Origin of the sequence: Bacillus sp. GMs2/2, from assembly GCF_050172095.1 — a bacterium.
GTDB lineage: Bacteria > Bacillota > Bacilli > Bacillales > Bacillaceae_G > Bacillus_A > Bacillus_A cereus.
The window spans coordinates 24,670-36,137 of the sequence record NZ_JBNLYE010000021.1; the positions used below are offsets into that span (position 1 = coordinate 24,670).

An 11,468-nucleotide genomic window follows, 5' to 3' on the forward strand; every position below is an offset into this window, starting at 1 on the left:
TTTCTCCTCTCAATCTGTTTTAATACAGTTTATTTAAGTTACTGCTATTATATAACAGAATCTTTGGAAAGTTCCACCTATTTTATTATTTTTTTTAAAGAACTTTTCGACAAAACAAGCCCACCTAAGGGGGGCTTGTTTTATTTTATAGTCGTAAAAACTCAGGCTCCGTCGTACCCGCACCATCAATGTAATAAATTGTGTCGGGATTGATTTTGATCAATACGTAATTAGGGTCTTCAGGACCGAGTAACCAACGTTTTAAGCTATTATTCCAAAACTTGTTTTTTAATGTTGAGTCTTCCTCGATTGAAGCTAACCCTTCAACTTCAATATAATCTTCATCTAATTTTTTTCCTTCTCGTCCGAGTAGTACATGGACATTAGGATTTTGTTCAATATCTGTTATCTTTTTTGATTGTCGATCTGTTGCAACATATAGTACAAAATCTTCATGGAAAAACATCATAAAGGCACTATGCGGTTTCTCGTTACGTACTGTAGATAATACACCGGTACGTTGTCCTTGGATAATAGTTGCAATTTTCTCTTTTAAGTGCATATTCTTTACCTCTTTTCCTAATTTATATTTTCTCTGTTTAAAAAAGATAATTTAAATATCTTTCATACTGTTTTCTTCAAGTCGATTTTTTAAACGTAATTGTGATGAAATCGGACAAGTTAGGAGAAGAATAATAATAATATTGAGGAGAAATACACACGATGGAAGGATGAAAAGCATGTTTAATAAAATATTTCTTATAGTAGCACTTATAGGTGTACCACTATCTGTACTTGGAAAAACACTTCATTGGCCAGAAACACTTATGTTCGCTGTGTATTGTATTACGATTATCGCATTAGCTGGTTTTATGGGGAGAGCAACAGAGAGTTTAGCAATTGTTTCTGGTCCTAGAATAGGCGGGTTATTAAATGCTACTTTCGGTAATGCTGTTGAACTTATCATTTCAATTTTTGCACTTCAAGCAGGGTTAATTGAAGTGGTGTTAGCTTCTTTAACCGGTTCTGTACTTGGAAATTTATTATTGGTAGGAGGGTTATCTTTCTTTGTTGGAGGTCTTAAATACAAAAGACAAAGTTTTAATGTATATGATGCAAGGCATAATTCAGCTTTATTAATATTTGCTGTTGTTGTGGCCTTTGTTATTCCAGAGATCTTTTCAATGAAGATGGACGCTGGCAAGACGTATCAATTAAGTATAGGTGTTTCTATTATTATGATTATCATGTACCTTGCTGCATTACTATTTAAGTTAGTTACGCACCGTGGTGTATATCAACATAAAAGTGACGAAGTAGCACATGAAGAAGAGCCAGAGTGGTCAAAAGGGAAGGCGCTCCTTATTTTAGCGATAGCAACACTGGCAGTAGCTTATGTGTCAGAGGCACTCGTACATACTTTTGAAACTGTTGCAAAGTCATTTGGTTGGTCAGAGTTATTTATAGGGGTTATTATCGTTGCGATTGTTGGGAATGCAGCGGAACATGCGTCTGCAATTATTATGGCTTATAAAAATAAAGTAAATATTGCAGTCGAAATTGCAATAGGCTCTACATTACAAATCGCCATGTTTGTTGCTCCTGTATTAGTATTGCTATCTATGTTCTTCGCGCAAAGGATGCCTTTAGTATTTACCATACCAGAACTTGTGTCTATGATTACAGCCGTTTTCTTAACGATTGCGATTTCCAATGATGGAGATACAAACTGGTTTGAAGGTGGCACTTTACTAGCGGCGTATGTCATTATGGGAATTGGTTTTTATTTATTATGAAAAATAGGCATAACAATTGCGCTCAGAGAAAACAATAAACGAAGTAGTATATATACCTACATAGGAAGGAGCCAGACAGGTGAAACGAGTATACAGCATATGTCTTTCAACTATGGTCTCGTTTATTTTATTATTTCCTAACATGAGTTTTGCAAAGACAACAGTAGGAACAAAAATGCCTTCATCTGTTTTAAATATTTCAAAAGACAATACATTTCCAAATGATGCGCAAGATTTGCCACGTTTACAACCAAGTAAATTTGCTCAAGAGCTATTGAAAACGGCTAATATTAAAATTGAAAATCCAGACTTAATTCGGATGTTTAATGAAACGACAATTTCAAATGCGCCGCTTGCAGTAGGGTATCGGGCAAAAATTTATTTAGGTCAATGGGCTTTACATTATGAATCAGTAGACACATCGATTAATTGGGAATATAAACAAGTGAATCGAAATGTGTATGATAATCGCGGAGGAGACCGTTTATATCCACTTCGCTATAAGCAAGAAACACAAAAGACGGTTGAAGGCGATTTAACAGCAGATATGAAAGATGCTGCAGATGTGAAAAAAATGATGCTTCTCAAAGCACTTGAAAAAGTACAATTACCCCTTTCGTTTAAAACGACCATTGGTTATGGTACTGGACATGAGCGTGTGTATAATATTAGTCCGAGTCAACTCGGATATTTATACGCTTATACACCAGCAGTAAATGAAAAAGGGAAAGTAACATTTGGAGAAGTGTATCTTGTATTAAAGGGAAATCAAAAAAGACTTGTTGTGAAAAATATTACTTCTCAAGGAATTGGAGCTGCTATTCCAATTCATGATCATTTGTATTTTAAATTCATTTCTTCTTCCCACTCGCAATAACATGAAAAAACGTCAGCTTATAAGCTGACGTTTTTTTATAATGTAATGTTTGCTGTTTTTGATAAGAAATCTTCTGTCGGATAGTAGCTGTTTTTTACAAGAACATTTGGTCCAAGACATTTTACTGCAGGACAGTGACAGCTTAATGATTTTGCTGTTTTTGAAGCGCTCCATTTTTCATACGCTTCTTGTAATGTGTTTGTTTGTATGTTTCCTAGAAGTGGAACATCACCAAAATCAGTAACGATAATATTGCCATCAAAAATATTTACATTTAAGCGTGACCGACCATCTGGATCGTTACGAACAGTTACATTTTTGCTCTCTTGTAACTTTTTAAATGTGGCAATGTCTCGCTCGTCATCGCTACAAGCATAGAAAGGTAAAGTTCCAAATAACATCCATACATTTTCATCGCGAATTTCTAGTAAATGCTCAATCGCATCACGAATTTCAGCTTTTGTTAAAATCTCTAGATTACTCGCGAAGTCACTTGGATACATTGGATGAACTTCATGACGTTTACAGCCCATCTCTTCGACGATTTGGCGGTGAATATGTTCAATATGTGGTAGAGTTCTTTTGTTTAACATTGTTTCGGCAGATACAAGTACACCTGCATCTGATAGAGCCTTACTATTTGTAATCATTCTTTCGAATAATTTTGCACGTTGTTCGTAAGTAGGCTTACGCTCCATCATTGCAAATCCGCCTTCAACGAAGTCATCGATTGTTCCCCAGTTATGAGAGATATGCAATACGTCTAAATAAGGAATAATTTGTTCGTAACGTGCTAAATCTATAGTTAAGTTAGAGTTGATTTGAGTGCGAACGCCTCGTTCATGGGCGTATTTTAAGAGTGGTGTTACATAGTTGTCGACGGATTTTTTTGAAAGCATAGGTTCTCCGCCAGTAATACTTAAAGAACGTAAATGAGGAATCTCATCTAATCGTTTTAATAAAAGATCCATCGGAAGCGGATTTGGGTCTTTCGGCTGTAACGTGTAACCAACAGCGCAATGCTCACAGCGCATATTGCATAACGTCGTCGTTGTAAATTCAACATTTGTTAATAGTAGTTTGCCGTACTCTTCAAGGTCCATATACGCTTCCCATGGATCGTAAGAAGGAGTAATCGGCTTCATTTTTTGTGATATCGTCATATGAAATACTCCTTTGACTATTGAAATAACAATTTGTCCATTCTCTATAATAGAAGAATATGTGCTTTTTATAAAGTGAAACTTTTTAGCATGAAAAGAGAGAGGGCTTACATTATAGTGGATGACTGTGACAAAATTGATGAAATTTCATGCCCATAGCAATCGTTTTTGCGGTATAATAAAAGCAACTCGAATTAAAAGGAGAGTGCCTTCATGGGAAAAGCAATTCAAAATAAAGATACACAATTAGTATATTTAAAAGAACGTTTAAATATGTTCATTGAAGTAATTGATACAATTGAACCCGAAGAAGTAGAATTAGAAGATGTAGATCGTCTTCTTGCAATGTTAGATGAATTAGAATTAAAATGTGAGCAATTTAAAAAAGACGAATAATATATTAAAAAGGCTACCAATTCCAATTTGGTAGCCTTTTTCTGTTCGGGTAATAGAAGGACGATAGAAAAAGAGGTATAATCAAGTTGTGAAAAATTTCATTTATGCTCTAATAGCGTGAAATAAATAGCTAAAGAGCATAACAATTGAATTTTCAGCTCATAACGTTTTGGTAGCGTTCACAATTGAGGGGGAAGTAACAATGGAAAAGCTTCAAGAAAGCATGTATCAACTAATTGTTGAAACGTCAACGAACTTACCGAAAGATGTTCGTCGTGCGATTCAACAAGCGAAAGAGCGAGAAAATGCAGGGACTCGTTCTGCGATGGCACTTGGCACAATTACAAATAATATTAAAATGGCTGATGATAACATCTCGCCGATTTGCCAAGATACAGGGATGCCAACGTTTAAAATTTATACACCAGTTGGTGTGAATCAATTAAAGTTGAAGGAAGCTATCTATAATGCGCTTGAGCGGGCGACAAAAGATGGTAAACTTCGTCCCAATTCTGTTGATTCTCTTTTTGGAGATAATAGTGGAAATAATTTAGGACCAGGTACACCGGTGATTAAGTTTGAACAATGGGAAAAAGATTATATTGATGCACGTTTAATCCTAAAAGGTGGTGGCTGTGAGAATAAAAATATTCAATATAGCTTACCGTGTGAACTAGAAGGACTTGGACGAGCTGGCCGTGATTTAGAAGGGATTCGTAAATGCCTTCTTCATGCAGTATATCAAGCACAAGGGCAAGGATGTAGCGCTGGTGTAATTGGTGTTGGTATCGGGGGAGACCGCACATCAGGTTATGAATTAGCAAAAAATCAATTATTCCGTACATTAGATGATGTCAATCCAGTACCAGAGTTACAACATCTTGAAGAGTACGTATTAGAAAATGCGAACAAGCTTGGCATTGGTACGATGGGATTTGGCGGAGAAACAACTTTACTTGGTTGTAAAATTGGCGTCTATAATCGTTTACCAGCTAGTTTCTATGTATCTGTTGCGTATAATTGCTGGGCATATCGTCGCCTTGGTGTGAAAATCCATCCTGAAACAGGAGACATTATGGATTGGCTATATCAAGAAGGGGAAGATACACTTCAGCATGAAGTACAAGAAAAAACAGAGCAACGTGAGATTGTATTACAAGCACCAATTACAGAAGAGCAAATTCGTGAACTTCGCGTTGGTGATGTTGTAACAATTAATGGCATGATGTATACAGGTCGTGACGCAATCCATAAGCATTTAATGGATAATGATTGTCCAGTAGATTTAAATGGACAAATTATTTACCACTGTGGTCCAGTTGTTGTGAAAGATGAAAATGACAATTGGCAAATTAAAGCGGCAGGTCCAACGACAAGTATTCGTGAAGAACCGTACCAAGGCGATATTATGAAGAAATTCGGTATTCGCGCTGTCATTGGAAAAGGCGGTATGGGTGCGAAAACATTAGCGGCTTTAGAAGAACATGGCGGTGTATATTTAAACGCAATCGGTGGTGCAGCGCAATATTATGCTGAATGTATTAAAGAAGTGAAAGATGTTGATTTCTTACAATTTGGTATTCCAGAAGCAATGTGGCATTTACGTATCGACGGGTTTAAAGCAGTTGTAACGATGGACTCTCATGGTAATAGCTTACATGCAGATGTTGATAAAACATCACTTGAAAAATTAGCTAGCTTTAAAGAGCCAGTATTTAAGTAAATAAAAAATGCATCTCGAATGATTCGAGATGCATTTTTTTGGTATATATAGAAAAACATGTTCAGCATGAAAGAATGCGTTGCAACAGAAACTACAAGTACGATTATATATGGAAAGGAGACTATTTATGAAATATAAATGGTTATATATCGGTCTCATTTTTTCAATTATGATGGCACTTGTTCCAGTTTCAGCACTGGCTTATACAAATACTCCACATAACTGGGGAATCCCGCGTCCTAAAAATGAAACAGTACCAGATGCAGGAAAGTTATATACAGATTTACTACAAAAAAATGGCGGGTTTTATTTAGGAGATACGAAGAAAAAAGATATTTATTTAACATTTGATAATGGATATGAGAATGGATACACAGGGAAAATATTAGATGTATTAAAAGAGAAAAAAGTACCAGCAACTTTCTTTGTAACGGGACATTACATTAAAACACAAAAAGATTTATTGTTAAGAATGAAGGATGAAGGACACATTATTGGAAACCATTCTTGGAGTCATCCTGATTTTACAGCGGTAAATGATGAGAAACTTCGTGAAGAATTAACGAGTGTAACAGAAGAAATTAAAAAAGTAACTGGGCAAAAAGAAGTGAAATATGTACGTCCTCCGCGCGGTGTATTTAGTGAAAGAACGTTAGCTCTTACGAAAGAAATGGGCTATTATAATGTATTTTGGTCACTTGCATTTTTGGATTGGAAAGTGGATCAGCAAAGAGGATGGCAATATGCGCATAATAATGTTATGACGATGATTCATCCAGGATCTATTTTATTACTTCATGCAATATCAAAAGATAATGCAGAAGCACTTGCAAAAATCATTGATGATTTGCGCGAGAAAGGGTATCATTTTAAAAGTCTAGATGACTTAGTAAAAGGCAATCAACCGTAAGCATGTATGCTTACGGTTTTCTCATGCTATAATGATGTGTAAAAAGGATGGGGAAACGTATGTGGAGCGAGCATGTTACGTTAGAGTATCCGTATCATTTTGAAGAGGTATTAAAACGTTTATCTTTTGATCCTCTTAACGTCATTCAATTAGATGAGAAAGTTATTTATATCCCGCTTTGTATCGACGAGGAACAGGTTGTTGTTCGCTTACAAGGGATTGGTACTGTTCAAAATCCACAGTTTTGGATTTCTAGTCAGACAGGAAATCCGGAGAAAGTCATGAAACGAATGAGAGCCATTTTTCATTGGAATGAACCGTTTCAAGATATACAAAATCATTTTTTAAACACATCATTACGTCCACTATTTGAAACATATGCTTATACTCCAATTATTTTAGAATTTGATTATTTTGCTTGTCTGCTTCGCTGTATCATTCACCAACAAATAAATTTGAAATTTGCTACTGTGTTAACAGAACAATTTGTGAAACGGTATGGAACAGAGAAGAACGGTGTATTCTTTTTCCCCACTCCGGAAATAGTAGCAAATATTTCAATAGAAGAATTGAGAGAGCAGAAGTTTAGTCAGCGAAAGGCTGAATATATAGTAGGATTAGGTCGAAGTATTGTCAGTGGTACATTAAATTTAGCGAGTATAGAAAATGGGACGGAAGAAGAAGTTTCAGCACAATTGTTGCCAATTAGGGGAATTGGTGCATGGACAGTGCAAAACTTTTTAATGTTTGGGCTTGGACGGAAAAATATGTTCCCGAAAGCGGACATTGGGATTCAGCGTGCAGTGCAAGGTATATTTCAATTAGATGATAAACCTGATGATGCATTTTTAGAAAAATTGAAACAAGAGTGTGAACCATACTGCAGTTATGCAGCGTTATATTTATGGAAAAGTATAGAGTAGAGGTGTAATAATGATACAAAAGCAACATGAGAGTAAGTTGGAAGTTGGTCAAACGTTTCCTGTGACAATTAAACGTCTTGGGATTAACGGAGAAGGCGTTGGTTATTTTAAGAGACAAGTTGTTTTCATTCCAGGGGCATTACCAGGAGAAGAAGTTGTTGCAGAAACAACGAAAATTCAGCGTGGCTTCGCTGAAGCGAAAGTGAAAAAAGTTCGTAAAGCTTCACCGCATCGTGTGAAAGCACCGTGTCCAGTATATGAGGAGTGTGGCGGTTGTCAGCTGCAACATTTAGATTATAAAGAACAATTGAATCAAAAGCGTGATATCGTTGTACAAGCATTTGAGAAGTACATGAAAAATAGTATGGAAGAGAAAATTCGTCCAACGCTTGGCATGGAAAATCCATGGCATTATCGTAATAAGAGTCAATTACAAGTGGGGCGTAAAGACGAAAAGGTTATTACAGGGCTATATAAACAAAACTCACATCAGTTAATTGATATCGCTCACTGTATGATTCAACATAAAGCAACGAATGAAGCGACAAAAGTTGTAAGACGTATTTTAGAAAAATTAAATGTTTCTATTTACAATGAGAAAAAACAAAAAGGTTTAGTACGCACAATTGTAACACGTACTGCAGTTCAAACAGGTGAAGTACAAGTTACACTTATTACAACAAAAGAAGAATTACCAAATAAAGAACAATTTATTGCAGAAGTACAAAAACAGATGCCAGCGGTTAAATCAATTATGCAAAATGTAAACTGGCGTAAAACATCTGTTATTTTTGGCGACAAAACATTTAAATTAGCTGGAAAAGAAGTAATTCAAGAAACACTTGGTGATTTATCATTTGAATTATCAGCACGTGCGTTCTTCCAGTTGAATCCAGAGCAAACCGTTGTTTTATATAATGAAGCAAAAAAAGCCGCTGCGTTAACAGGCGATGAGAAAATTGTAGATGCGTATTGTGGCGTTGGTACAATCGGTCTTTGGCTTGCAAATGATGCAGCGGAAGTACGTGGTATGGATGTAATTCCAGAAGCGATTGCAGATGCAAGAAAAAATGCAAAGCGTCACGGATTTACAAATACGAAATATGAAGCAGGTAAAGCTGAACAATGGTTACCGAAATGGGTAAAAGAAGGATGGCGTCCAGATGTAATTGTTGTCGACCCACCACGTACAGGTTGCGATGATAAATTACTGGAAACAATTTTAAAAGTGAAGCCGAAACAAGTTGTGTACGTGTCTTGTAATCCTTCTTCATTAGCACGTGATGTACAAGCATTAATGAAGAGCTATGAAGTGGAGTATGTGCAACCAGTTGATATGTTCCCGCATACAGCTCACGTAGAAAATGTAGTGAAGCTTGTTAGAAAGTAAAGTTTATTAATATTCCCTCATGGTATGAGGGAATATTTTCTATGAAGGAGAATATTATGCATAATTATAAATTAACGATTCAGTACGACGGCGCACGTTTTAAAGGATGGCAACGTCTCGGTAATAACGATAATACAATTCAAGGAAAAATCGAAAGTGTCATATCTGAAATGGTCGGAAAAGAAATTGAAATTATCGGTTGTAGTAGAACAGACACTGGTGTACATGCTTTGAATCAAGTTGCTAACTTTCAAAGTGATGAGAAGTTAGTGGAACATAAAGTGAAAAAATATTTAAATCAATATTTACCTAACGATATTAGCATTACGAATGTGGAAGAAGTACATGATCGTTTCCATGCTCGTTACAATTCTAAAGCAAAAACATATCTGTATAAAATTTGGAATGAAGAGCATACAAATCCATTTATGCGTAAATACAGCATGCATGTGAATAAAAAATTAAATGTGAAAAGCATGAAAGCAGCTGCAAAACATTTAGTTGGTTCACATGACTTTACTGCTTTTTCAAATGCGAAATCAAAGAAAAAATCCATGGTTCGAGAAGTATATACACTTGATGTGATGGAAGAGGCAGGGTTTGTACAAATTAGAGTAAGTGGTAACGGCTTCCTTCATAATATGGTAAGAAAAATTGTCGGGGCATTAATTGAAGTTGGATTAGGACAATTAGATGCTGAAGCAATTCCAAACATTTTAGAGGAAAAGCAGCGCAATCAAATTAATTGTCTTGCTGAGGCAAGTGGGTTGTATTTAGAGAATGTTGAGTTTTAATGGCAAATAAAAAAATCGGGCTAAGTAGCTCGATTTTTTTAGTATTAAGAAGATTTTTCGTTTTTTATACGTATCTTCAAATTCCAAAAAGCAGCAAGCATAATAGCTGCAAAGGAGCCAAAAATTGTTCCTAATAGCTTTGCATAAGGAGAGCTGCTTACATCGGCATTAATGAATAACATCATACAGAGCATGGCAGGGAAAAAGTATAAGTATTGTAATAACTTTAATTTTTTATCATTACTCATATATATAGCCCCTTTCTAGCATGTTATATATTTATTATAACATATTTTACCAATTTATTTTTACACTTGGAGACATGTTTATTTCATATGTGTAAATGCAGTTTTTTAATTCGATATTGTAAGTTTTGCCTACTTAATCCTAAAAATTTTGCAGCTTGTGAAATGTTGCCATGATTCTCTTTAAGAATTTGATTAATGTAGTTCTTTTCCATTTTTTCTATTGTGTGTTTTAAAGTTTTAGGTGCATGAGTATTGTGATTAGTTAGTGCATGTTGCATATTGAATTCTGTTTTTATTCGTTCACGAAAGCGAGTAGGCATATGAAACGCTGTAATGATGGTTTCATCTTCTATCAAGTTCATGGAACCTTCAATTATATGTTCCAACTCCCGTACGTTTCCAGGCCAATCATATGCATAGAAAAATTCTCTTACATTTACATCTACATCGGTTACATTGAGCCCAAATTGAGTATTATATTTTTCAATAAAGTGCTGAACAAGATCTGGAATATCTTCTTTTCTTTCACGTAAAGGCGGAAGACATAAAGTAACGACGCTTAATCGGTAATATAAGTCTTCTCTTAATCGATTATGTGCGATGGCTTCGAAAGGATCTTCATTGATAGTTGCTATAATACGAACATCAATTTCTTTTTCGTGTGTGCCTCCGATTCTTCGTATTGTTTTTTCTTGTATAGCTCGTAGTAACTTCGCTTGAAGTGCTGGACTTAATGAGTTGATTTCATCTAATAACAAAGTTCCTCCGTTCGCTTCTTCGAATAAGCCTGATTTATCTATTGCTCCTGTAAAGGCACCTCGATTTGTGCCAAATAGTAGGCTTTCCATTAAGGTATCAGGTATAGCGGCACAGTTTTGTGAAATAAAGGGTTTGGTTGAACGCTGACTTTCATTATGGATGCTTTGTGCAAATAGTTCTTTACCAGTGCCTGTTTCCCCTACGAGAAGTATGGAGGAAGATGTACGAATTACTCTTTTTCCTTCTGTAATGATTGATTGAATGGCTTCAGAATCACCAATTATGTGATCAAAGGTAAATTTAGTGCTTTGTTTTCGAGAAGGACTTATTTTTATCGTTTGTTTTAAGTTACTAATTTCTTTTGATATTTCAATAGCGCCTTTAATTTTTCCATTTTCTATTATAGGGAAAGTATCGTTAATCGTTGTAATTTCTTGTCCTTTATTGTTAAAATACGTTTGTTTTATATTTTTCTTTGTTTTTCCAAAT

12 protein-coding genes are annotated in these 11,468 nt (G+C 35.4%); 8 read left to right on the forward strand and 4 right to left on the reverse strand.

Going from position 1 to position 11,468, the window contains the following annotated elements; translation table 11 throughout:
* Positions 1-145: 145 nt before the first annotated feature.
* Positions 146-562 (reverse strand): pyridoxamine 5'-phosphate oxidase family protein, encoded by a 417-nt coding sequence (locus ACQGS6_RS05775; RefSeq protein ID WP_000550220.1) that lies wholly within the window; start codon positions 560-562, stop codon positions 146-148.
* 178 nt (positions 563-740) lie between these two features.
* Here ACQGS6_RS05775 and cax point away from each other — a divergent pair, with 178 nt between their 5' ends.
* Both cax and ACQGS6_RS05785 read left to right on the forward strand, forming a co-directional pair.
* On the forward strand, positions 741-1,796 hold the full coding sequence (gene cax, locus ACQGS6_RS05780) for a calcium/proton exchanger (protein WP_000482139.1): 1,056 nt from the start codon (positions 741-743) through the stop codon (positions 1,794-1,796).
* Between the two features lie 79 nt (positions 1,797-1,875).
* Positions 1,876-2,673 (forward strand): YfkD famly protein, encoded by a 798-nt coding sequence (locus ACQGS6_RS05785; protein WP_002102695.1) that lies wholly within the window; start codon positions 1,876-1,878, stop codon positions 2,671-2,673.
* Positions 2,674-2,708: 35 nt separating this feature from the next.
* On the opposite strand, the gene yfkAB is transcribed toward ACQGS6_RS05785, so the two are convergent.
* Positions 2,709-3,836, reverse strand: a complete 1,128-nt coding sequence (gene yfkAB, locus ACQGS6_RS05790) for a radical SAM/CxCxxxxC motif protein YfkAB (RefSeq protein WP_000156023.1) — start codon at positions 3,834-3,836, stop codon at positions 2,709-2,711.
* A 213-nt stretch (positions 3,837-4,049) separates the two neighbouring features.
* On the opposite strand from yfkAB, the gene ACQGS6_RS05795 reads away from it, so the two are divergent.
* From ACQGS6_RS05795 to truA, 6 genes are all read left to right on the forward strand, one after another.
* A complete protein-coding gene (locus ACQGS6_RS05795; RefSeq protein ID WP_426964952.1) occupies positions 4,050-4,232 on the forward strand; it encodes an SE1561 family protein in 183 nt (60 codons plus the stop codon).
* Positions 4,233-4,434: 202 nt separating this feature from the next.
* On the forward strand, positions 4,435-5,955 hold the full coding sequence (fumA, locus tag ACQGS6_RS05800; RefSeq protein WP_000413523.1) for a class I fumarate hydratase: 1,521 nt from the start codon (positions 4,435-4,437) through the stop codon (positions 5,953-5,955).
* A gap of 127 nt (positions 5,956-6,082) precedes the next feature.
* Positions 6,083-6,865 carry a delta-lactam-biosynthetic de-N-acetylase gene (gene pdaA / locus ACQGS6_RS05805; protein ID WP_000875956.1) on the forward strand — a complete coding sequence of 261 codons (783 nt, stop codon included), beginning with the start codon at positions 6,083-6,085 and terminating at the stop codon, positions 6,863-6,865.
* 59 nt (positions 6,866-6,924) lie between these two features.
* Positions 6,925-7,788, forward strand: coding sequence for a DNA-3-methyladenine glycosylase family protein (locus ACQGS6_RS05810; protein WP_074624994.1), 864 nt, complete (start codon positions 6,925-6,927; stop codon positions 7,786-7,788).
* A gap of 10 nt (positions 7,789-7,798) precedes the next feature.
* Positions 7,799-9,178 (forward strand): 23S rRNA (uracil(1939)-C(5))-methyltransferase RlmD, encoded by a 1,380-nt coding sequence (rlmD, locus tag ACQGS6_RS05815; protein ID WP_000615200.1) that lies wholly within the window; start codon positions 7,799-7,801, stop codon positions 9,176-9,178.
* A gap of 56 nt (positions 9,179-9,234) precedes the next feature.
* The gene (truA, locus tag ACQGS6_RS05820; RefSeq protein ID WP_000553122.1) at positions 9,235-9,972 is read left to right on the forward strand and encodes a tRNA pseudouridine(38-40) synthase TruA; all 738 of its coding nucleotides are present in this window, start codon (positions 9,235-9,237) and stop codon (positions 9,970-9,972) included.
* Between the two features lie 44 nt (positions 9,973-10,016).
* Here the strand turns inward: truA and ACQGS6_RS05825 are convergent, their stop codons facing one another.
* Positions 10,017-10,220, reverse strand: coding sequence for a hypothetical protein (locus ACQGS6_RS05825; protein WP_000063860.1), 204 nt, complete (start codon positions 10,218-10,220; stop codon positions 10,017-10,019).
* Positions 10,221-10,303: 83 nt separating this feature from the next.
* Positions 10,304-11,468, reverse strand: a 1,165-nt coding sequence (locus ACQGS6_RS05830; protein ID WP_426964953.1) for a sigma-54 interaction domain-containing protein, incomplete at its 5' end; no start/stop codon positions are given.

Coding starts and splice junctions, on each gene's coding strand:
- yfkAB (WP_000156023.1), bottom strand. CDS start 3,836: ATGACGATATCACAAAAAATGAAGCCGATTACTCCTTCTTACGATCCA.
- pdaA (WP_000875956.1), top strand. CDS start 6,083: ATGAAATATAAATGGTTATATATCGGTCTCATTTTTTCAATTATGATG.
- cax (WP_000482139.1), top strand. CDS start 741: ATGTTTAATAAAATATTTCTTATAGTAGCACTTATAGGTGTACCACTA.
- truA (WP_000553122.1), top strand. CDS start 9,235: ATGCATAATTATAAATTAACGATTCAGTACGACGGCGCACGTTTTAAA.
- ACQGS6_RS05810 (WP_074624994.1), top strand. CDS start 6,925: ATGTGGAGCGAGCATGTTACGTTAGAGTATCCGTATCATTTTGAAGAG.
- fumA (WP_000413523.1), top strand. CDS start 4,435: ATGGAAAAGCTTCAAGAAAGCATGTATCAACTAATTGTTGAAACGTCA.
- ACQGS6_RS05795 (WP_426964952.1), top strand. CDS start 4,050: ATGGGAAAAGCAATTCAAAATAAAGATACACAATTAGTATATTTAAAA.
- ACQGS6_RS05775 (WP_000550220.1), bottom strand. CDS start 562: ATGCACTTAAAAGAGAAAATTGCAACTATTATCCAAGGACAACGTACC.
- rlmD (WP_000615200.1), top strand. CDS start 7,799: ATGATACAAAAGCAACATGAGAGTAAGTTGGAAGTTGGTCAAACGTTT.
- ACQGS6_RS05825 (WP_000063860.1), bottom strand. CDS start 10,220: ATGAGTAATGATAAAAAATTAAAGTTATTACAATACTTATACTTTTTC.